The organism is Methylobacterium sp. M6A4_1b (assembly GCF_053345175.1).
In genome coordinates this window covers 47496-69094 of the sequence record NZ_JBKEZQ010000006.1, presented here as the reverse complement: position 1 = coordinate 69094, position 21599 = coordinate 47496, and the positions used below count along the sequence as shown (strand labels likewise).

Below are 21599 nucleotides of genomic sequence, written 5' to 3'. Positions count from 1 at the left end.
GAGATGCCCTCCCCATGAGCGACGCCGTCCGCCCGGATGAGGCCCTCGACGCCCTGCGCCGGGTCGATTTCGACTGGGTGCGCACGCTCGACAGCATCTGGATCGACGCCGAGCCGACCGGCGGACCCAACGAACGGCTCGTTCCCGAGATCGTCGCCGACCTGCACCGGAAAGCCCGGCAGCCAGCCGATCGCGCCCCGGGGCAGGTTCTCGTCGGCCAGTCCGGCGTCGGCAAGACCCACCTCGTCGGGCAGCTCCGGCGCGAGGCCTGGGCCACCGGCGCCTGGTTCGTGCCCCTCGACGTGCTCGGACTGACGGATTTCTGGCGCAGCGCGGCCCTGAGCTTCGTCACCGCGCTCCTCCAGACGATGCCGAACGGCCGCCGGCAATCGGACGCCGTGCTGGCGGGGGTCGCGCGCCGCTTCAAGGTCGAGGAGCAGGTGGAGGCCGCGTTCAACACGCCGAGCATCGATACCCGCCGCATCGTCGACGTCCTCGTGCGAGCCCTGATGAGCGTCGATCCCGGACGCGCCCTCAAGCACCTCGACGTGTTTCGCGCGCTCTGCCTCCTGCGCTCGCAGGATTTCAGCGCCGTCGGCCTCGCGCATGCCTGGCTCCAGGGCTACGAGGCCGACCCGGCGGAGCGCACCGCCCTCGGCTTCAAGACGCCGCCGCCCGCCCCCGTCGAGGTCGTGCGCGGCATGTGCTGGATCATGGCACTGAGCGGACCGACGCTCATCGCCGTCGACCAGATCGACGGCATCATCGACACGAGCCGTCTCGCGGGCGGCGACGGCCTGGAGCCGGAGACGAGCCTCACGGAGGTGCTCTCGGCCGGGCTCCTCGAGCTCAGCATCGTCTGCGACCGCAGCATGACCGTGGTGACCTGCCTTCAGGAATCCTGGGAGCGGATCAAGGTGCGCGGGCTCCAGCCGATGCGCGAGCGCTTCGGCGAGCCCCGGGGCCTCGTCGGCATGAACGAGCGTTCCGCCGCCACCGCCCTCATTTCCGGACGGCTGGCGACGGCCTATGCGGAGACCGGCTTCCAAGCCCCGACCGAGACCTGGCCGTTCGGCGAGCGGGCGATCGCGGAGGCGGCCGCCTTCGGCATGATGCCGCGCACGCTGCTGATGCGCTGCGACGCCTTCCGGCGCCACTGCCTCGCCACGGAGGCGGTCGGGCTCTGCACCTCGCTCATCGACCCGGCCGAACAGCCGCGCGTCGCCGTGCCGGACAGCGCGTTCGACCTCGCCGCGGCCTGCCGGGCGGCGGACATCACGGGCATCCGGAGCGTCGAGGATGCCTGGCTCGGCCAGCTCCTGCGCGACGCCTTCGACATCTACGCCCTGGAGGACGATCCCGACGACACCCTCGACGTCGCGAGCAAGGGCGAGCCCGACCAGAAGATCCCGCCCCTGCACGGCCGCCTGACCTTCATCCACCGCGACGAGAACGATCGCGAGCGCCATCTCTGCTACCGGGCGCTCCAGCACCAGAACGCCATCGCCTTCCAGGCCCGTCTGCGCGCGGCGCTGACCGCCTCCGGCATCTCGGCGCGCATCCCCGATCGCGCCCTGCTCCTCGCGCGGCGCGGCCCCATGCCGGGCGGCGCCAAGACGAAGCAGCTCTTCGACGCCTTCACGGCGGCCGGCGGCCGGTTGATCGACCCCTCGGACGACGACCTGCGGATCTTCGTGGCCCTGCGCGACCTGCGGGCGCGGGCCGAGGCCGAGGGCCTGTCCGATCGCTTCGAGCGCTGGCTCCGGGCCGAGCAGCCGCTCCTCACGAGTGCCTTCTTCCGGGAGGCGGGGCTCGCCCACGCACCTCGCGCGGGGCTGGGCGTGGGCGTGGGGGACGATCCCGCTGCCATCCAAGAGGGCCTGACCGTCGCGCAGGCCGGACCACCGACGACCCCGGCCGCGCCGGTCGCCCCGTCGGCGCCCCGGGTCCCGGACGAACCCCAGGCGGAGGCCGCGGGCGTGCCGGACGCGATCCCGGTCGGGCACCGCCTCACGCCGGAGGCGCCGCCCGTTTCTCTAGCGACCCGCCTGCTGATGCGGCACACCGCGATCATCGCGGGCTCCGGGTCGGGCAAGACGGTGCTGCTGCGCCGCCTCGTGGAGGAGGCGGCGCTGGCGGGCATTCCCGCCATCGTGATCGACCCCAACAACGACCTCGCGCGCCTCGGCGACGCTTGGCCGGAGCCGCCGGAGGGCCTCTCCCCGGACGACGCGGCCAGGGCCCTCCGCTATCGCGCGACGGTCGAGGTGGTCGTGTGGACGCCAGGCGTGCATGCCGGCAATCCCCTGTTCCTGTCCGTGCTTCCGGACTTCGCCGAGGTCGGGACCGACCGGGACGAGCGCCAGCAGGCCATCGAGATGGCGGCCGAGACCCTGGGTCCGCTCGCCGGCGCGAAGAACGCGCTCCAGCGCGGCGTCCTCGCCGACGCGCTGCGATGCTTTGCGGAGCGGGGTGGTGCCGACCTGCCCGCCTTCATGGACCTGCTCGCGGACCTGCCGGACGGGGTCAGCCAGATCGGCAGCGCCTCCCGGTACGCCCAGGCCATGGCGGACCAGCTCCATGCCGCGATCGCGACGAACCCCCTCCTGCGCGTGGGCGGCACGGTGCTCGACCCGCGCCGGCTCTTCACCGGGCGCGATCCGGCGCGCACGCGCATCTCGGTGATCAACCTGTCCGGCCTCGGCTCGGAGGCGGCCCGCGAGGATTTCGTGAACCGCCTCCAGATGACGCTGTTCGGCTGGATCAAGAAGAACCCGTCGCCGCGCGGCAGGCTCTACGTGATGGACGAGGCTCAGAGCTTCCTGCCGGCCCAGCGGACTTCGCCGAGCCTCGGCAGCGGGATCAAGCTCGTGGCGCAGGGCCGCAAGTACGGCCTCGGGATGATCGTCGCGACCCAGGTTCCGAAGGGCATCCACAACCAGGTGGTCTCGAACTGCACCACGCAGTTCTTCGGGCGCCAGAGCGCGCCGGCCACCATCGCGGCGGCCCAGGAGATCCTGGCCGCGAGCGGGGGCGGCGGCGGCGATATCGGCAAGCTCAAGGCGGGCGAGTTCTACTTCGCCAGCGAGGGGTCGGGGCGGCCGTCGAAGCTGCGGACCCCGCTCTGCCTGAGCCACCATCCCGCCAACCCGCCCACGCCCGAGCAGGTGATCGCGAAGGCGCGGGCCTCCGCGGCGCAGGCCGCCGAGGGCGCGGCATGAGCGGCCGCGGCCGCGGCCGCGGCGCGGGCGGCCCCGAACCCGGAAGCGAACGAAGTCGCGCGCGTGCGGTTCATCGCTGACGGGGGGCACGGCCTCCCGGCGGCGTTTCCCGCCGCCCCGATAGCAGAGCGACCGCGATGAAACCGTTGACGAACCTGCCGACCTTCGACGCCGACGACCACGTGAACGTCATCATCGAGACGCCGAAGGGCAGCCGGAACAAGTATGCCTACGATCCGGAGATCGGGACCTTCCGCTTCAAGGCCGTCCTGCCCGAGGGAAGCCTGTTTCCGTTCGATTTCGGGTTCATCCCCTCCACCCTCGGAGAGGACGGCGATCCTCTCGACATCCTCGTCCTGCTCGATGCGCCGATCGCGATGGGGTGCCTGCTCACCGTGCGCCTCCTCGGCGTGATCGAGGCCGAGCAGCGGGAGCAGGACGACAAGGTCGAGCGCAACGATCGGCTCCTCGGTGTCGCCGTCCAGGCCCGTACCCATGCGGATCTCGAGCACATCGATCAGCTCCGGTCCGGCTTCGTCGAGGAGGTCGAGGGCTTCTTCGCGCATTACAACGCCCTGAGCGGGCGGCGCTTCACGCCGCTGCGGCGCTCGGGTCCGGAACGGGCGCGCGAGCTGGTCGCCATCGGCGCGCGCGCGGCGTCGGCCTAGCCCGGCGGCGGACGTGCCTCAGGCCAGGCGCAGGTGGCGGATCCGACGGCCGGGAGCGATCGCCTGGGCCGCCGTGGCGATGCCGTGCGCGTCGATGCCGAAGTGGCGGTAGAGGTCGGCGATCGTGCCGGTCTGGCCGAACTGCGCGACGCCGAGCGCCCGGGTGCGGTGGCCCTGCACCGAGCCGAGCCAGCCGAGGGTGGCCGGGTGCCCGTCGAGAACGGTGACGAGGCCGCAATGGGCGGGCACCTCGGCGAGCAGGCGCTCGATGTGGCTCGACGCCTCGGGACGGCCCTGCTCGCGCAGGCCCTGGGCCGCCGTCCAGCCGGCGTGCAGCCGGTCGGCGGAGGTGACGGCGAGGAGGCCGACGTCGCGCCGGTCCTCGGCCATCAGGCCGGTGGCGGCGATCGCCTCCGGGGCGATGGCTCCCTGATAGGCGACGACCACCTCCGCGTTCGGGCCGGGCCGGCGCAGCCAGTAGGCGCCCGCCACCATGTCGGCGGCGAGGTCCGGGCCGATCTCCCGGGCCGGCTGCTCCAGGCTCCGCGTCGAGAGCCGGAAATAGGCCGAACCGCCGGCCGCATCGGGCAGGCAGGTCGCCGGATCCGGCTCGGCGGGGCCGGAGCGCTGCATGTGGGCGAAGGCGAAGCGCAGCAGTACCGCGAGCTCGTCCACGAAGGCGGGCTCGAAGGCCGAGAGCCCGTCCTGCCCCAGGCCGATCAGCGGCGTCTTGATCGATTGGTGCGCCCCGCCCTCGGGCGCGAGGGTGACGCCCGCCGGCGTCGCCACGAGGAGGAAGCGGGCATCCTGGTAGCAGGCGTAGTTCAGGGCATCCAGGCCGCGCTCGATGAAGGGATCGTAGAGGGTGCCCACCGGCAGCAGGCGCTCGCCGAAGACCGAATGCGACAGGCCCAGCGCCGAGAGGGCGGTGAAGAGGTTCGACTCGGCGATGCCGAGCTCGAGGTGCTGGCCGGAGGGCGCGAAGGTCCAGTTGAAGGTCGAGGGGATGCGTTCCTTGCGGAAGATGTCGGCCATCGCCTCCTTGGCGAAGAGGCCGCGCCGGTTCACCCAGGCGCCGAGATTGGTCGAGACCGTGACGTCGGGGGAGGTGGTGACGATGCGGGCGGCGAAGGCCGAGTCGGACTTGGCGATCTCGTGCATCAGCAGGCCGAACCCTCCTTGCGTCGAGAGCGCGGCCTGCTTCGGAGCCACGAGGCGCTCGGGGACGGGGATCGCCGGCACCGCGTAGCGGCGGCGGCCCCGCTGCACGAAGGGCACTTCGGCGAGGAAGCGGCGCATGGCGTCGGGGGCGACGGCGAGGCCCTCGAAGGGCTCCCATTCGTGGCCGGGCCGGATCGCCATCTCGGCCCGGAAGGCCTCGATCTGGGTCGGCGTCAGCAGGCCCGCATGGTTGTCCTTGTGGCCGGCCAGCGGCAGGCCGTGGCCCTTGATGGTGTAGGCGATGAAGCAGACCGGGCGGTCATGGGCGCGGGCCGCCTCGAAGGCCTCCAGCAGCATCGGCAGGTCGTGGCCGCCGAGATTGCCCATCAGGGCGGCGAGTTCGGCGTCCGAGCGCCGGTCGATCAGGGCCGAGACCTCGCCCTGGTCGCCGAGTTCCTCCGTCAGGCGCCGGCGCCAGGCCGCGCCGCCCTGGAAGGCCAGCGCCGAGTAGATCGGGTTCGGGCAGGCCTCGATCCAGGCCTTGAGGCCCCCCCCGCCCGGCTCCGCGAAGGCCGCCTGCTGAAGCGAGCCGTGGCGCAGCACCACCACGTCCCAGCCGAAGTTGCGGAACATCGCCTCGAACTTCGCCCACAGCCCCTCGCGCACCACCGCGTCGAGGCTCTGGCGGTTGTAGTCGACGATCCACCAGGTGTTGCGCAGGCCGTGCTTCCAGCCCTCCAGGAGGGCCTCGAAGATGTTGCCCTCGTCCATCTCGGCGTCGCCGATCAGCGCCACCATCTTGCCCTCGGGCCGGTCGCCGCCCCAGCCCTTGGCCCGCACGTAGTCCTGGGTCAGCGACGCGAAGAGCGTCTGCGCCACGCCGAGTCCGACCGAGCCGGTGGAGAAGTCGACATCGTCCACGTCCTTCGTGCGCGAGGGATAGGATTGGGCGCCGCCGAAGCCGCGAAAGGTCTCCAGCTTCTCCCGGGTCTGGTGGCCGAACAGATATTGCAGGGCGTGGAAGATCGGGCTCGCATGCGGCTTGACCGCGACCCGGTCCTCGGGACGCAGCACGGCGCCGTAGAGCGCCGTCATGATCGCGCAGAGGGAGGCCGAGGAAGCCTGGTGCCCGCCCACCTTCAGCCCGTCGGCGGAGGCGCGCAGGTGGTTGGCGTTGTGGATGGTCCAGGTCGCGAGCCAGAGGCTCTTGGCGGCCAGGGCGGCGAGGTAGGGCAGTCGCGGATCGCTCATCGCACGATCCTAGGCGCCTTCCGGTGGTGAAACTGGCCAAATCCGCTTGTCGAAACGCCGCTCCCTGGCTCAGATAGGTCGCTAAAGTCTTCCAGGGGCGCCGTTCATGCCAAAACCGGTTCTCGACGCCATCGATCGCCGCATTCTCGCCTGCCTGCAGGAGGATGCCCGTCTGACGGTACAGCAGATCGGCGACCGGGTCGGCCTCTCCGCTTCGCCCTGCGCCCGGCGGGTGCGCCTGCTGGAGGCGGCGGGCGTGATCAAGGGCTACGTGGCCGTCGTCGATCAGGTCGCGGTCGGCCTGCCGGTCAGCGTCTTCGCCTCGGTTCGGCTCGAGCGCCAGCGCGAGGAGGAACTCGACCGCTTCGCCGTAGCGGTCGCCCGCTGGCCCGAGGTGGTGGATTGCCACCTGATGACCGGGCAGCGCGACTACCTGCTCCGGATCGTGGTCGAGGACCTCGAGGCCTACGAGCGCTTCCTCAAGGAGAAGCTCACCCGCCTCGACGGTGTCGCGGCGATCGAATCGAGTTTCGCCCTGGGCCAGGTCAAGCGCGCGAACGCACTGCCCATCCCGCTGGTCGAGCGTGGCTGAGCGGCCCGGTGCGGACGTCCTCCGGCCACGCGCGGCCGGTTCGGAAGCGGGAGCAAACGACGCCGGCCGACGTTACCCATACCTCTCCCCTGCGAGGCCGCGACCATGCACACGAACCGACTCGCCGAGACTGAAGCGGGTCTGGCGCGCGCCGACCAAGCCTGGCGGTTCGAGGTGACCCGTCGGCACGGTCCCGATGGCGTCCTGCACTTCGGCTACAGCCCCGAGGGACGCGGCGAAGAAGGCTCGCCGATGCGCCAAGCCTACGAGGCGCGCCGACAGGCCGTGGCGCTCTGGCGGCACGAGCGGCGGGCCGGGGGCTAGCAGCGCGATCGCGCGGTATCCCGTCGCGCGAGGCGTACCGTCTTTCGCGAGACCCGGAGGCGAACGCTGCGTCCTCGTTCACAGGCGCGGCGTCGAAGGTCGCGGCTCTCGACCTGCATCGACGCGCCGTCGCCGGATCTTCGGCGCGGTGCCGGGCCGCGGCATCGGTGTGACGCGCCATACCGGTGTGGCCAGCGCCCTCGAAGGGAGCGGCTCTTTACGGCTTGCGGGTGCGGGACGCTTCCTCGATGGCGGCCTGGTGGTACCAGCTGTCCTGGTAGGTCGCGTGAGGCAGGTTCTGTGCCTTGGTCTCGGCGTTCGACTTGCCGAGCAGCGTCGATCCGAGGGGCGACGATCCCTGCCGCGCGCGGAAAGGCAGGATGGTGGCGGTTTGCTGATGGTGTCCCATAGTCATGGATCGTACGGTCCTTTTATGCGCTGCCTTCGCGGCGCCGTTGACGATGAGTATAGGCGCGCCAGATACGTTTTGCATCATGAAGGGCTCGCGAAATCATCAGGATGCGAGAAATATAGGCGTGCCGCATATTCTTTCAGGATCGGTCAATAGCTCTGACCGTTCCAGGCGCGAAAGCGGGCATGATCGTTTCCTGACCTGACCGGTTTCGCTGCGTCCGGTTCCGGCTCGGGCACCGGCGTGCGAGTTCCACCGGGAATGCCCCCGTGGCCGGCGTGAGATCGGATCCGATTGTCCACACGATCGGCCGCGTCCGGCTCGGCTGCTGCCGGCTTCGGTTTGACGCGTGCGGGAGGGGGCCATACCGTCCCGCCGGGCAAACGGAAGGGATGTCGTCTCCGCAGCGGAGCCTTCGCCGGGGCGAATGGTCGAGCCCTCGTCATGCCCGGGCGCCGCAAGGGCGCGAAGCAGAGTGTGGGACGGGCGAGATGGCTGGGCAGAAAACCGACGCACGGGACGTGCACGTGGGACAGCGGCTCGCCGAGCAGCGCAAGAAGGCGTCCCTCACCCAGAAGCGCGTCGCTCAGAGCTTCGGGATGTCGGCCGCGCAGCTGCAGAAATACGAGAAGGGGACCAATCGCATCAGCGCGATCCATCTCGACACCTTCAGCCGGTTGACGGGTGTGCCGATCGCCTACTTCTTCGACGGAATGGATCGCGGCGACGCGCCGATTCCCGCAGACGCCGCAACGCCAGGCTTCGCCGAAGCGCGGCAGCAGGTCTACGCCGGCGACAATCCCTGGCTCGGGTTGGCCGACGTCGTGGTCAAGCACGTGAACAGCCATTTCCCCGAACAGGACCGGCATCAGTTCGCCGCGATCCTGCACGCGATCGGCGGCCAGCTCCGCGGCTGATTTATCGGTCTGTTCGTTCGCTTTGACGGATTTGTCCGGTCTTCCGCCTTGACCCTCCGCAGCTTGCCTGCCAGACACTCGCCCCTGAACGACTAGGATGGCGCCGCGACAGCCTGGGCGCTCACAGCTATCGGGGGCCTTCAATGCCGCGTTCGAACTACCTGTTCACGAGTGAGTCGGTCTCCGAAGGCCATCCCGACAAGGTCTGCGACCGGATCTCCGATACCGTCGTGGACGCCTACCTCGCGGCGATGCCCGAGGCGCGCCTCGGCGTCGAGACCCTGGCCACCACCAACCGCATCGTCATCGCGGGCGAAGTGCGCGGCCCGGATTCGGTGACCTTCGACCATCTCACCGAGCTGACCCGCGCGGCGGTCAAGGATATCGGCTACGAGCAGTCGGGCTTCCACTGGAAGAACAACGACATCGCGATCTACCTGCACGCCCAGTCCGCCGACATCGCGCAGGGCGTGGATTCGTCCGGCAACAAGGACGAGGGCGCGGGCGACCAGGGCATCATGTTCGGCTACGCCTCCGACGAGACGCCCGAGCTGATGCCGGCGCCGATCTACTACGCCCACAAGATCCTCAAGGACCTCGCCGACGCCCGCAAGGCGAAGCAGGGCGACGCCGCCAAGCTCGGCCCCGACGCCAAGAGCCAGGTCACCGTCCGCTACGAGAACGGCCGCCCGGTCGGCGTGACCCAGATCGTGCTCTCGACCCAGCACCTCGACGAGTCCCTCGACTCGGCCGACGTGCGCGCCATCGTCGAGCCCTACATCCTGGCCGCCCTGCCGCAGAATTGGGTCTCCGAGGAGACCGTCTGGCACGTGAACCCCACGGGCAAGTTCGTCATCGGCGGTCCCGACGGCGATGCCGGCCTCACCGGCCGCAAGATCATCGTCGACACCTACGGCGGCGCGGCGCCCCACGGCGGCGGCGCCTTCTCGGGCAAGGATCCGACGAAGGTCGACCGCTCGGCGGCCTACGCGGCCCGCTACCTCGCCAAGAACGTGGTCGCGGCCGGACTCGCGACGCGGGCGACGATCCAGCTCGCCTACGCCATCGGCGTGGCCAAGCCCCTGTCGATCTACGTCGATCTGCACGGCACCGGTCAGGTCGACGAGGCCCGGCTCGAGGACGTGCTGATGAACGCCCTCGACCTGTCGCCCCGCGGCATCCGCACGAAGCTCGGCCTCAACAAGCCGATCTACGCCCGCACCTCCGCCTACGGCCATTTCGGCCGCGCGCCGGAGGCCGATGGCGGCTTCTCGTGGGAGCGCACCGACCTCGCCGACAGCCTCAAGTCGGCCCTGTCCTGATCCCATGAGCCTGGGGCGGGACCATCTCCCGCCCCATCCGGGCGGACACGGCTCCGAGGGCCGGATCGCGGAGGGTCCGGGTGTGGAAGGCGCCGATCGTGCCTTCTACGGCCGCCGCAAGGGCAAGCGCCTGCGCGCAGGCCAGGAGCATCGCCTGGCCGAGCTGCTGCCGAAACTCCGCCTCAGCCTGCCGCCGGCCGGCGGGCACCTCGACCCGCCGAGCCTGTTTCCGGGGCCGGTCGACGAGGTCTGGCTCGAGATCGGGTTCGGTGGCGGCGAGCACCTCGCCGCCCAGGCGACCGCCCATCCCCGCACCGGCATCATCGGCGCCGAGCCCTTCGTGAACGGCGTGGTCAAGCTCCTGCGCGCGGTGGACGAGGCCGCCCTGCGCAACGTCCGGGTCTGGGACGAGGACGCCACGGCCCTGCTCGCCGCCCTGCCGGACGCCAGCCTCGCCCGCGTCTACCTCCTCTACCCCGATCCCTGGCCGAAGCGCCGGCAACGCAAGCGCCGGTTCGTCTCCGACACCGCCCTGGCCGAGATCGCCCGCGTGCTCCGGCCCGGCGGCGTGTTCCGCTTTGCCAGCGACATCGACGATTACGCGGGCTGGACCCTCGTGCGCGCCGCGCGCTGTCCCGGCCTCGCCTGGACCGCCGAGGCGGCTCCCGATTGGACGCGGCCCTGGCCCGATTGGCCCGGCACCCGCTACGAGGCCAAGGCCCTGGCCGCGGGGCGTCCGCCGAGCTACCTCGAATTCCGCCGCGTCGCACCCTAGGGCAGCGGCTCCCGGGTCGCCGTCATCCTTTTGATGGGGTTGTTCGGGAAACAGGCCTTCCCCATCTGATCCCGGCCTTGTCCCGCCCGGTCTTCGGTTGTCAGATGGACGCCGATCGCGTCCGAGCCTGACGGCGGAGCGCGGCCGCGAGTCCATGACACGACGTCGGACCCGCTGAGCGAGGATGTGGCGTGCACGACGCTTCGGACCAATCTTCCACCGCGGGCGTCGGAGCGGACCCGGCCTCGGAGCCCGATCCGGGACCGGATGCCGGGCCGGGTCGGGATCTGCACGGCACCGCCTTCGTCCAGGCACCGATCGGTCTCCTCGTGGTCGACGGGGCCGGGCTCATCCGCGAGGCCAACCCCCACCTCTGCGACCTCCTCGGCTACGCGCCCGGCGCGCTCGACGGGCGCGCCCTCTCGGTCCTCGGCGCGGTGGCCCAGCGCGTCTGCATCCGGCGCTGGCTGCGCGCGGACGGGACCGGCCTCGACATGCGCATCCGTCCCGCGCCGAGGCGCGACGACCTGCAGGTCCTCGTCGTCGAGGCGGTCGATCCCGACGAGGTCGTGCGGGCCGAGGAGAACCGCGCCGCCCTGACGGCGGCGGGGCTCGGCGAGTGGCGCTACGATTTCAGCGACGGCCGGGTCGTCCTGTCGCGCCGGGCCGCCCATCTCCTCGGCCACGCCGCCGACGCCCCGCTCACCTGGGGCCTCCTCCAGGCCGCCCTGGAGGGCGGCGAGGTCGCCCGCATCCGCGCCCAGGTTCGTGCCGCCCTGCGCGAAGCCCGGCCCTTCGCCTTCGAGTGCCGCCTGCGCCGCGCCCGCGACGGCGCCGCGATCGACGTCGAGGTCCGGGGACAGGCCGCCCCGGCGAGCGAGGGGGCCGCGCGGCCGACGACGCTCGTCGGCGTCGTGGAGGATGTCACCACCCGCGTCGAGGCCCGCGAGGCCCTGCGCGCCGGCGAGCAGCGCCTGCGCATCGCCACCTCGCTCGCCGCCCTCGGGATCTTCGAGTGGCACATGCTGGACGACCATGCCGTCTGGGAGAACGATCGCATGTTCGCGATCTTCGGGCGCAGTCCCGCCGACGGGGCCGTGGGAAAGCGCGAATTCCTGGAGACCCTGCTCCACCCGGAGGACCGTGCCGGCTTCCGCGCCGCCATCACGCGGGCCCTGCGCGAGGACACCATTCTGTCCGTCTCGGGCCGCATCCGCCGCAGCGACGGCGCCTGGCGGACCCTCGATTTCGCCGGGCGCTTCGAGCGCGACGCCCCCGACCGCCTGCCGCGCCGCCTGATCGGGGTCGTGGCCGACGTGACGGAGCGCCGGCTCGCGGAGGAGCGGCAGACCCTGCTGATCCGCGAGCTGCACCACCGGGTGAAGAACACCCTGGCCACGGTGCAGGCCATCGTCGGATCGACGGCCCGCACCGCCTCCAGCATCGAGAGCTTCTACGAGGCCTTCGTCGGCCGGATCATGTCGCTGGCCCACACCCATTCGGTCCTCACCGAGGACACCTGGCAGACGGCGTCCCTGCGGACCCTGCTCGCCAACGAACTCAAGCCCTACGCGGAGGGCGCCCTGGACGCCACGGGGGAGCGCGACGCCCGGATCCAGCTGTCGGGGCCGCCCGTCGACATGTCGTCCGAGATCGCGGTGCCGATCGGCATGGCGATCCACGAGCTGACCACGAACGCCGCCAAGTACGGGGCCCTGTCGACCCGCGACGGCCGGGTCGCGATCACCTGGGCACTGGAGCCCGGCGGCCCGGCCGGGACCCTGCACTTCACCTGGGTCGAGAGCGGCGGCCCGGCGGTCAGCCCGCCCAAGCGCCAGGGCTTCGGCTCGCGGCTGCTCCAGCGCGTGCTGACGGCTCAGGTGCGGGCGGAGGTCACGATGGACTACCCGCCGGAAGGATTTGCCCTGACGATGCGCGCGCCCCTGCCGATCCGCAACGCGGCGCTCAACCCGCTCGCGTGAGGGCGCCGACGCGCCCGACCCCTTCGGTCAGGCCGCGCCGCGGCTGTCGCTCTCCCCGCCCGCCTCGACGAACGCCTTCAGCTCGTCGAGGGAGCCGAAGGTGAAGCGGCCGCGCGGCGTGTCCGCCTCGATCACGCCGGTGGAATACATGACGTAGGTGTTGCCGCCCGAGGCGTAGGTGCCCACCACCTGGGGCTCCTCCTCGACGACGGGCGCGGCCTCCGCCGCCGGCGGCTCCGGAGCCGGCTCCAGCTTGTCGGCGGGCACCTCCACCGGCTCGCCGGTCTCGACGAGGGAGGGGCGCAGGGCGATGGGTTCGGGCGCGGGATGGGGCGCCGGCTCGTGGACGGGCTCCGGCTCGGGCCCCACGAACAGGGGCGCGCCCGCCGGCGGGGCCGCCGGCCCGGGCGCCGGGCGCGCGAACAGGTCGCTTTCCGTCGCGCGCAGCTCCGGTTCCGTCGTGGAATCGGCAGGGTGCGGATGAACCTGCGGCTCTTCCGCGGGCAGCAGGTTCGGCAGCAACGGCTCGGCGGCGGACGGCTCGGGCGGCTCCGGGGCCGGATCGAGGAAGGTCGGTTCCAGGCCGGGGCGGGTGGAGGCGACGCCCAGGCTCGCACCCAGGCCCGCACCGGCGCCCAGGCTCGCGGCGGTGGCGGCCAGGCTCGGCCGGGCGCGGTGGGGGGCGCCCGGTTCCGCCGCGGGTCCGGCGGACCCTGGCTCGACCTGAGCGAGCCGGGGCGGCGCGGCGCGCGCGTCCCCGAGGGACTGCGCGAGGCTGCGCAGGCGGCCCGCGATCACCGCCAGGCCCAGCACAACGGCGCCGGCCGAGGCCGTCGTGGCGCCCGCGATGGTCATGGCGAGGCCGCTCTCCAGCCGGACGAAGGGGAAACCCTGGATGACCGATACGATGCCGCCGACGATCATGACGGCGGCCAGCGCGAACAGCGCGATGCTCATGGACTTCTCGACAAACGCCTGCACCTTCAGGTGCGGTGCGCACACTAAAGGCCTGGGAGGCATTTGCAAAATGCGCGACCGGCCGCCCGGGGCGGCCGCGCGGGCCGCGGTTCCGTCGATGGTGGTCGACTTCGCCCCGGCATCGACTTACGTAACGGCGCGTTGGTGCGAGGGTCGCGCGCAGGTCGCGCGGCGTCCCCCGTCCAATGTCTCACGAGCCGGAGAGTTGCCCATGACCTTCACCCTGCCCGAACTGCCCTACGCCTACGACGCGCTCGGCCCCTACATGTCGAAGGAAACCCTCGAGTTTCACCACGACAAGCACCACAAGGCCTATGTCGACACCGGCAACAAGCTGCTCGAGGGCACGGGTCTCGAGGGCAAGAGCGTCGAGGAGGTCCTGACCTCGGCCTACGGCAACAACCAGCCGCTCTTCAACAATGCCGGCCAGCACTACAACCACATCCACTTCTGGCAGTGGATGAAGCCCAATGGCGGCGGCGCCGCCCCCGGCGCGCTGGCCAAGAAGATCGACGAGGACCTCGGCGGCTTCGAGAAGTTCAAGGCCGACTTCATTCAGGCCGGTATCGGCCAGTTCGGCTCGGGCTGGGCCTGGCTCGCGGTCAAGGACGGCAAGCTCGCCATCATGAAGACCCCGAACGGCGAGAACCCCCTCGTGCACGGCGCCAAGCCGATCCTCGGCGTCGACGTCTGGGAGCACTCCTACTACATCGACTACCGCAATCGCCGGCCCGACTACCTCAAGGCGTTCATCGAGAACCTGGTGAACTGGGAGCACGTCGAGACGATGTACGGCGAAGCCACCAAGTAAGATCGAAGACGCAGACGTTCGCGCCGCGGGTCGTCCGGCTCGCGGCGTCGCCATGCCGGGCCGACCGGATCCGATGCGAGGATCCGGGCAGTTTCCTCTCAAGTCGTCATCGCGGCCCGCGCGTGACCCTCCCCCCTCTGCGGGGGAGGGGGGCGCGGAGCGACCGGGAGCGGGGCCGACCTCTTCGGATCGCGCGCTCCCCTCGCCCGACCCCCGCTCACGCGAGGGCCACTCTCCCCCGCGGAGGGGGGAAGGGGGCGCGATGCCCGTCGAGCGAGCGCCTGATCCCAACCCCATGATCATCCGAATTTCATGATCCGCAGCATCCTCTCCGTCGGCGGCTGGACGCTGGTCTCCCGCGTCACCGGCTTTGCCCGGGACGTGGTCATGGCCGCGATCCTGGGGGCGGGGCCGCTCGCGGACGCCTTCGTGGTGGCGTTCCGCCTTCCGAACCACTTCCGGGCGATCTTCGGCGAGGGCGCCTTCAACACCGCCTTCGTGCCGAGCTATGCGAGCCTCTCGGAGCGGGAAGCGGCCGAGGCCGGTGTGGCCCGGCGCTTCGCGGACCGCATCTTCACCCTGATGCTCCTCGTCCAGATCGCCTTCCTGGCGCTCGCCATGCCGGCGATGCCCTGGGTGGTGCGGGTCCTGGCCCCCGGCTTCTCCGAGGACCCGGAACGCTTCGCGCTCGCCGTGTCGCTGACCCGGATCACCTTCCCCTACCTCCTGTTCATGACGCTGGTGACCCTGTTCTCCGGCATGCTCAACGCCCACCGGCGCTTCGCGGTGGCGGCCGGCGCGCCGGTGCTGCTGAACCTGTCGATGCTGGTCGCCCTGGGGCTCGCCGCGCTCTTTCCCAACGCCGCCTACGCCGCCGCCTGGGGCGTCACCGTCTCGGGCGTGCTGCAGTTCGCCCTGGTCTGGTGGGATTGCCGGCGGGCGGGCATCGCCCCGACCCTGACGTCCCCGACCCTTCGCGACCCGGCGATGCGGCGCTTCTTCACGGTGCTCGGGCCGGCGGTGATCGGCTCGGCCGGCTTCCAGATCGCCTCCTTCGCCGACACCATCATCGCGAGCTTCCTGCCCATCGGCGCGGTCTCGGCCCTGTACTACGCCGACCGGCTCTACCAGCTGCCCTTCGGCGTCATCGCCATCGCGGCCGGCACGGTGCTCCTGCCGGAGATGAGCCGGCGCATCGCCGGGGGCGACGTCGCCGGGGCGCACGCGGCCCAGAACCGGGCGGCGGGCTTCTCCCTCGCCCTCTCGGCGCCCTTCACGGTGGCCTTCCTCACCCTGCCGGCCCTGGTCATGACGGCGCTGTTCCAGCGCGGCGCCTTCGGGGCCGAGGATGCGGCGCGCGCGGCCTCGGTCCTGACCGCCTACGGTCTGGCGCTGCCCGCCGTGGTGCTCCTGCGCAGCGCGCTCCCGAGCTTCTACGCCCGGCAGGACACGATGACCCCGCTCGTCGCCTCTCTCACCGCCATCGCCATCAACGTCGTCCTCAAGGTGGTGCTGACCGGACCCTACGGCGTCACCGGCCTCGCGATGGCCACCGCCATCGGCCAGTGGGTCAATCTCGGCATCCTCGTGGCCCTGGCCTGGGGGCGGGGCTGGATGGCGCCGGGGCGCACCCTCGGGGTCACCGCCCTCGGCGTGGTGGTGGCCTGCCTGGCCCTCGCCGCCACCGCCCGCTACGGCCTGCCCCTGGCCGAGGCCGTGGTGCCGGCCCTGCCGCACCTGCGCGAGATCGCGGTGCTGGGCCTGCTCGGGCTCGCCGGAACGCTGGTCTACGCGGGACTGTTGTTGGCGACGCTGCGCCTGTTCGGGGTCCGCCTGCGGCGCGCCTGAGGAGCCCGCATGGCCGAATCCCCCCGCATCGCCGTCTTCGACGCCTACGGCACCCTGTTCGACGTCCATGCGGCGGTGGCGCGCCATGCGGCCGCGATCGGGCCGGACGCCGCGGCCCTGTCCGAGACCTGGCGGTCCAAGCAGCTGGAATATTCCTGGGTGCTGGGGCTGATGGGGCGGCATGCCCCGTTCTGGGACCTGACCGAGCAGGCCCTGGACTACGCCCTGGCGCGCCATCCGGACGTCGACCGGGCGCTGCGGCCCCGGCTCCTCGACGCCTATCGCGATCTCGACGCCTATCCGGAGGTGCCCGGCACGCTCCGGGCCCTGCGCGCGGCGGGCTGGCGGACCGCGATCCTCTCCAACGGCGACGCAGCGATGCTCGAGCGGGCGGTGGCCTCCGCGGGGCTGGCGGACCGGCTCGACGCGGTGCTCTCGGTGGAGACGGCCCGCACCTTCAAGACCGCCCCGGCCGCCTACCGCATCGCCACGGACCGGTTCGGGGTCGAGCCCGGCGCCGTGCTGTTCTGCTCCTCGAACCGCTGGGACGTGGCCGGCGCGGCCGCCTTCGGCTTCCGGCCCGTCTGGGTCAACCGCAAGGGCCTGCCCGAGGAGTACCCCGATCATCCACCCGGGCGGGTGGTCGCAAACCTCGCGGCCCTGCCCTGAGGAGGTGCCGCGGGCGGCGTTCGGGCCGCCCGGATCGCGGCGTTCAGGCCGCCCGGATGGTCGCGAGGAACTGCGCAACCTGCCCGCCGAGGGCGTCGGACTGGCGCGCGAGGGCGGAGGCCGAGGCCAGCACCTGGGCGGCGGCCGTCCCCGTCTGCTCGGCGGCCCCGGCGACGCCCGCGACGTTCTGGGTGACCTCGCCGGTCCCGATCGAGGCCTGGGCGACGTTGCGCACGATCTCCTGTGTGGCCGCGCCCTGCTCCTCGACGGCCGCCGCGATCGAGGTCGCCACGTCGCTGATCTCGCGGATGCGTCCGGTGATGCCGCCGATCGCCTCCACCGCCTGGCCCGTGGAGGCCTGGATGCGGGCGATCTGGCCCGTGATCTCGTCGGTGGCCCGGGCCGTCTGGTTGGCGAGTTCCTTCACTTCCGCCGCCACCACGGCGAAGCCCCGGCCCGCCTCGCCGGCGCGCGCGGCCTCGATGGTGGCGTTGAGGGCGAGCAGGTTGGTCTGGCCGGCGATCGTGCTGATCATCGCGACGACGTCGCCGATGCGCTGGGCCGCCTCGCTGAGGTCGCGCACGAAGGTCGCGGTCTGGCCGGCCTCGGACACCGCCTCGCGGGCGAGGGTGGCCGAGCCCTGGACCTGGCGGCCGATCTCGTCCACCGAGGAGCCGAGCTCCTCGGCCGCCGCCGCCACCGTGGTGACGTTGGAGGAGGCTTCCTCGGCCGCCGCCGCCACCGTGACGGAGCGGTGAGCGGTCTCGCCGGCATTGGCCGACATGCTGCCGGCGGTGGCCTGCAGCTGCGTCGCCGCCGTGCCCACCTGGGCCACGACACCGCCCACCGCCGCCTCGAACCGGTCGGCGAGGTCGTGCATGGTCCGCCGGCGCAGGGTCTCGGCCCCGGCCCGGGCCGCCTCGGTCTCGGCTTCGAGCGCGCGGGTGCGGATGATGTTGTCCTTGAAGACCTGGACGGCCCCCGCCATCGCGCCGATCTCATCGCGGCTTCCGGTGCCCGGCACGGTGATCGTCGCGTCGCCGTCGGCGAGGCGGCCCATGGCGTCGGTCATGCGGCGCAAGGGGCGGCTGACGCCGAGGGCGAGGCCGACGGCGGCGCCGGCCGCGATCAGCAGGGCGACGCCGACCAGGATCGCGGTGGTGAGGAGGGCCGTGTCGTAGGTGTCCTGAGCCTGCGCGCCGCTGGCGGCGGCCTTGCGCTCCTCGTATTCGACGAGCTTCTGGAGCGGGCCGAGCACCGCGTTCACGCCCGTCGACATCTCGATGTTGTAGATGCGCTGGCCCGCCGGGCCGTCGCCGGCCTTCACCAGCGCCATCACCGATTCCTGCAGCGCCTTGTAGGCGGTCCAGTTCGTCCGGAAGCCGTCATAGAGGGCGGCGGCCTCCGGCGATTTCGGCCGCGCGGCGAACGCGCTCTGGACGCCGTTCATCTCGGCTTCGCGCTTGGCGAGGGTCGCCGAGACCTCGTTGCGCAGCTCCGGCGTATCGGCGGTGATCAGCCGCGCGCCGTTGGTCCGGGTGCGCAGCACCAGCACCTGCATCTTGCCCAGCAGCTGCACGTTCGGGAGGCGTTCGTCGCGCATCTCCCGCGCCACCGCGTTCACGGCCCGCAGCTGCATCAGCGCCGATCCTCCGATCACCGCCACGAGACCGAAGACGAGGCCGAAGCTGAGGAACAGCTTGGTACGTATGGAGAGCGCGCGGAGGGACATGCGGCGAGGAGCCCGACTGGAGGAAGGCCTCGCATCATTCTGCACAGGCGTTAAAAATTTCCCCGAATCCGCCTGACAAGAGCGAAGTTCACCGCGAGTGACCATCCTTCACGGGCGTTTTAGATTGAATAGTCAGGGTGATAGTCTCCAGTTCGACTGATGGATGACCAGCGTCATTCCACGGCCGTCCGGGCTCTTCACCGACTGGCTCGTATAATCCGCCGTCCCTGAAATCCCGGCGTACTTGCCCGTTCCGCCGATGAAGACATGCGCGCCCTTGGTGCCCTTGGCCTCGTAGGTGGAGAAGATCTGATCGCCGTCGGCGTCGCTGTCGATGCAGGAGCCGCGGTTGAGCGCCTCGCTGCCAACGACCTCGCGCATCCCGATGCAGCGGGTGCCCATGTTGTCGAACATCGGGCCACCGGCGTCGTTCCGGGTGATTCCGGAGCTGTCGTAGGTCGTCACCGTGCGCTCCCCGAGCTTCATCGTGACGAAGGAGGAGGTGACGTAGGTGGTCGAGTAGCTGTCGGTGCCACTGCGTGGCAATTCGGCGGCATGCGCGAAGGGCGCGGCCAGCAAGGGCGCGGCCAGCACGGCCGCGGACAAAAAGACCCGATGTCGTGACATGTTGATCAAGCCTCCGTCTGAGAACAGGCGCAGAGACACTCGCATCGATTCGATGTCGAGCGATCATGATCGCGATGGAAATACATGACAACTGAAAAGTTCGGATCCTGTACTCGAAAACAGGTTTATCTCCCTGCTCGACACTGTCGATGAGCGCGCAGCGGGTGTTCTGTCCTAGCGGCAATCTTTGCGGGATTCGGCCGGACCGTTCCGTGGGTCAGGATCGGCCGAGGGCGGCCTCGATCAGCCGGACGCCGTCGGCGCTGTCCCACTCGGCCGGTCCCTTCATCACCCCGAGGGTGCAGCCCCGCCCGTCGACCAGCAGGGTCGTGGGCAGGCCCAGCGACCCTGTGGCCTTCTGGACCGCCGGCAGGACGCGCCCGCCCGGATCGGCGTAGTAGGCGAGCCGCGCGATGCCGTTCTGCTTGAGCCAGGCGGGCGGCGCGTCGAGGTTGCGGGTGTCGACGTTGATCGCCACCACCGCGAAATCCGGTCCGCCGAGGCGGGCCTGGAGCCGGTCGAGGGCCGGCATCTCGGCCTTGCAGGGCGCGCACCAGGTCGCCCACAGGTTCACGAGGCGCAGGCCGGTCACGCCCGCCAGGGTGGCCTCGGCGCCCTCCGGTCCCCGGAAGGCGAGGGCGGGCGCGGGCACCGGCGGGGCCGCGACCTGGAGGGCGGCGACCTCCCCCCGCGCCAGGGGCGCGATCCGGGCCGCCGCGGCGGCCGAGTCCGCGCAGGGGCCGGCGGAGTTGCCGCCGGTCGAGCCGGTCCCGTATACGGCAAGCCCCGCCGCGGATGCGGCGACGAGGACGGCCCCGGCGATCAGCGCGGATCGGCGGCCGGGCATCATCGTTGCGTCCGGGGACGGGCGGGCAGGGCGGCTGGAAGGACGTTTGAGAACATGAGCAACCGGATGTGGGGCGGGCGCTTCGCGAGCGGTCCCGCCGAGATCATGGAGGAGATCAACGCCTCCATCGGGTTCGACAAGCGCCTCGCGCCCCAGGACATCCGCGGCTCGCTGGCGCATGTGGCGATGCTGGGCGAGGCCGGCATCCTGCCAACCGCCGATGTGGCCGCGATTCAGGACGGTCTCAAGGCCGTGCGCGCGGAAATCGAGTCGGGCGGCTTCGTGTTCAGGCGCGAACTCGAGGACATCCACATGTCCGTCGAGAGCCGCCTCACCGAGATCGTCGGCCCGGCGGCCGGGCGCCTGCACACGGCGCGCTCGCGCAACGACCAGGTCGCCACCGACATGAAGCTGTGGGTGCGCGACACCCTGGACGGCCTCGACGCGCAGGCGGCCGATCTGCAGCGGGCGCTCGCCGAGAAGGCCCTGGCCCATGCCGGCACGGTGATGCCGGGCTTCACCCACCTGCAATCGGCCCAGCCCGTCACCTTCGGGCACCATTGTCTCGCCTACGTGGAGATGCTGGCCCGCGACCGCGGCCGGTTCCGCGATGCCCGCGCCCGTCTGAACGAGTGCCCGCTCGGCGCCGCGGCGCTCGCCGGCACCTCCTTCCCCATCGACCGGCACGCCACGGCCGCGGCCTTGGGCTTCGACCGGCCGACCGCGAACTCCCTCGATTCCGTGGCCGACCGCGACTTCGCCCTGGAATCGCTCGCCGCCGCCTCGATCTGTGCCGTCCATCTCTCGCGCTTCGCCGAGGAGCTCGTGGTCTGGACCTCGGCCCAGTTCAACTTCGTGAAGCTCTCCGACGGCTACACCACCGGCTCGTCGATCATGCCCCAGAAGCGCAACCCGGACGCGGCGGAGCTGGTGCGGGCGAAATCCGGCCGGGTCATCGGCGCGCTCACGGGCCTGCTCATCGTGATGAAGGGCCTGCCGCTCGCCTATTCGAAGGACATGCAGGAGGACAAGGAGGGCACCTTCGACGCCCTCCAGGCGCTCTCCCTGTGTCTGGCCGCCATGACCGGCATGGTGCGCGACCTCGAGCCCAACGCTCCCGTGCTCGCCCGCGCCGCCGGCTCCGGTTACGCCACGGCGACGGATCTGGCCGACTGGCTGGTGCGCGAGCTCGGCCTGCCGTTCCGCGAGGCGCACCACGTCACCGGCCGCCTCGTCGGCGCGGCCTCCGCCCGCAATGTCGGGCTGGAGGAGCTCTCGCTGCCCGAGATGCAGGCGGCCGAGCCGCGGATCACGCAGGCGGTCTACGCCGTGCTCGGCGTCGAGAACTCGGTCTCGAGCCGCACCAGCTACGGCGGCACCGCGCCGGACAACGTGCGCTCGCAGGCGAGAAGCTGGATCGCGGCGCTCGGGCAGGCCTGAGGCGAAAAGAACCGGGCTCGGG

At 71.5% G+C, this 21599-nt stretch carries 18 protein-coding genes; 12 read left to right on the top strand and 6 right to left on the bottom strand.

Features of this window, described 5'->3' with window-relative positions:
- Positions 1 to 14 precede the first annotated feature (14 nt).
- Both ACLBWX_RS08340 and ACLBWX_RS08335 read left to right on the top strand, forming a co-directional pair.
- A complete protein-coding gene (locus ACLBWX_RS08340) occupies positions 15 to 3221 on the top strand; it encodes a helicase HerA domain-containing protein (RefSeq protein WP_447676604.1) in 3207 nt (1068 codons plus the stop codon).
- A 137-nt stretch (positions 3222 to 3358) separates the two neighbouring features.
- Complete coding sequence (locus ACLBWX_RS08335) at positions 3359 to 3889, top strand: inorganic diphosphatase (protein WP_447676603.1); 531 nt, start codon at positions 3359 to 3361, stop codon at positions 3887 to 3889.
- Between the two features lie 18 nt (positions 3890 to 3907).
- Here the strand turns inward: ACLBWX_RS08335 and ACLBWX_RS08330 are convergent, their stop codons facing one another.
- The gene (locus tag ACLBWX_RS08330) at positions 3908 to 6301 is read right to left on the bottom strand and encodes a transketolase (RefSeq protein ID WP_447676602.1); all 2394 of its coding nucleotides are present in this window, start codon (positions 6299 to 6301) and stop codon (positions 3908 to 3910) included.
- A 106-nt stretch (positions 6302 to 6407) separates the two neighbouring features.
- Between ACLBWX_RS08330 and ACLBWX_RS08325 the strand changes: the two genes are divergently transcribed.
- Positions 6408 to 6893, top strand: coding sequence for an Lrp/AsnC family transcriptional regulator (locus tag ACLBWX_RS08325; RefSeq protein ID WP_447676601.1), 486 nt, complete (start codon positions 6408 to 6410; stop codon positions 6891 to 6893).
- Positions 6894 to 6998: 105 nt separating this feature from the next.
- Entirely contained in the window at positions 6999 to 7217 is a 219-nt protein-coding gene (locus ACLBWX_RS08320) for a hypothetical protein (RefSeq protein WP_447676600.1), read from the top strand.
- A 217-nt stretch (positions 7218 to 7434) separates the two neighbouring features.
- On the opposite strand, the gene ACLBWX_RS08315 is transcribed toward ACLBWX_RS08320, so the two are convergent.
- Positions 7435 to 7632, bottom strand: coding sequence for a DUF2735 domain-containing protein (locus tag ACLBWX_RS08315; RefSeq protein ID WP_447676599.1), 198 nt, complete (start codon positions 7630 to 7632; stop codon positions 7435 to 7437).
- Between the two features lie 488 nt (positions 7633 to 8120).
- Here ACLBWX_RS08315 and ACLBWX_RS08310 point away from each other — a divergent pair, with 488 nt between their 5' ends.
- The 4 genes from ACLBWX_RS08310 to ACLBWX_RS08295 all read left to right on the top strand — a co-directional run bounded on the left by ACLBWX_RS08310 (position 8121) and on the right by ACLBWX_RS08295 (position 12625).
- A complete protein-coding gene (locus tag ACLBWX_RS08310) occupies positions 8121 to 8546 on the top strand; it encodes a helix-turn-helix domain-containing protein (protein WP_447676598.1) in 426 nt (141 codons plus the stop codon).
- Between the two features lie 143 nt (positions 8547 to 8689).
- Positions 8690 to 9868, top strand: a complete 1179-nt coding sequence (gene metK / locus ACLBWX_RS08305; RefSeq protein ID WP_447676597.1) for a methionine adenosyltransferase — start codon at positions 8690 to 8692, stop codon at positions 9866 to 9868.
- 4 nt (positions 9869 to 9872) lie between these two features.
- Positions 9873 to 10643 carry a tRNA (guanine(46)-N(7))-methyltransferase TrmB gene (gene trmB, locus ACLBWX_RS08300; RefSeq protein ID WP_447676596.1) on the top strand — a complete coding sequence of 257 codons (771 nt, stop codon included), beginning with the start codon at positions 9873 to 9875 and terminating at the stop codon, positions 10641 to 10643.
- Between the two features lie 191 nt (positions 10644 to 10834).
- Positions 10835 to 12625: an HWE histidine kinase domain-containing protein gene (locus ACLBWX_RS08295; protein ID WP_447676595.1), complete on the top strand. Its 1791-nt coding sequence runs from the start codon at positions 10835 to 10837 to the stop codon at positions 12623 to 12625.
- Positions 12626 to 12652: 27 nt separating this feature from the next.
- Here the strand turns inward: ACLBWX_RS08295 and ACLBWX_RS08290 are convergent, their stop codons facing one another.
- Entirely contained in the window at positions 12653 to 13582 is a 930-nt protein-coding gene (locus ACLBWX_RS08290; RefSeq protein WP_447676594.1) for a hypothetical protein, read from the bottom strand.
- 232 nt (positions 13583 to 13814) lie between these two features.
- Between ACLBWX_RS08290 and ACLBWX_RS08285 the strand changes: the two genes are divergently transcribed.
- From ACLBWX_RS08285 to ACLBWX_RS08275, 3 genes are all read left to right on the top strand, one after another.
- Positions 13815 to 14414 carry a superoxide dismutase gene (locus ACLBWX_RS08285; RefSeq protein WP_447676593.1) on the top strand — a complete coding sequence of 200 codons (600 nt, stop codon included), beginning with the start codon at positions 13815 to 13817 and terminating at the stop codon, positions 14412 to 14414.
- A gap of 312 nt (positions 14415 to 14726) precedes the next feature.
- Complete coding sequence (gene murJ, locus ACLBWX_RS08280) at positions 14727 to 16262, top strand: murein biosynthesis integral membrane protein MurJ (RefSeq protein WP_447676592.1); 1536 nt, start codon at positions 14727 to 14729, stop codon at positions 16260 to 16262.
- Positions 16263 to 16271: 9 nt separating this feature from the next.
- Positions 16272 to 16931, top strand: a complete 660-nt coding sequence (locus ACLBWX_RS08275) for a haloacid dehalogenase type II (RefSeq protein ID WP_447676591.1) — start codon at positions 16272 to 16274, stop codon at positions 16929 to 16931.
- Positions 16932 to 16974: 43 nt separating this feature from the next.
- Here ACLBWX_RS08275 and ACLBWX_RS08270 read toward each other — a convergent pair whose 3' ends face one another.
- The 3 genes from ACLBWX_RS08270 to tlpA all read right to left on the bottom strand — a co-directional run bounded on the left by ACLBWX_RS08270 (position 16975) and on the right by tlpA (position 20137).
- A complete protein-coding gene (locus tag ACLBWX_RS08270) occupies positions 16975 to 18663 on the bottom strand; it encodes a methyl-accepting chemotaxis protein (protein WP_447676590.1) in 1689 nt (562 codons plus the stop codon).
- Between the two features lie 132 nt (positions 18664 to 18795).
- Positions 18796 to 19290 carry a hypothetical protein gene (locus ACLBWX_RS08265; RefSeq protein WP_447676589.1) on the bottom strand — a complete coding sequence of 165 codons (495 nt, stop codon included), beginning with the start codon at positions 19288 to 19290 and terminating at the stop codon, positions 18796 to 18798.
- Positions 19291 to 19507: 217 nt separating this feature from the next.
- Positions 19508 to 20137: a thiol:disulfide interchange protein TlpA gene (gene tlpA, locus ACLBWX_RS08260; RefSeq protein ID WP_447676747.1), complete on the bottom strand. Its 630-nt coding sequence runs from the start codon at positions 20135 to 20137 to the stop codon at positions 19508 to 19510.
- A gap of 54 nt (positions 20138 to 20191) precedes the next feature.
- Here tlpA and argH point away from each other — a divergent pair, with 54 nt between their 5' ends.
- Entirely contained in the window at positions 20192 to 21577 is a 1386-nt protein-coding gene (gene argH, locus ACLBWX_RS08255; protein ID WP_447676588.1) for an argininosuccinate lyase, read from the top strand.
- Positions 21578 to 21599: the final 22 nt, after the last annotated feature.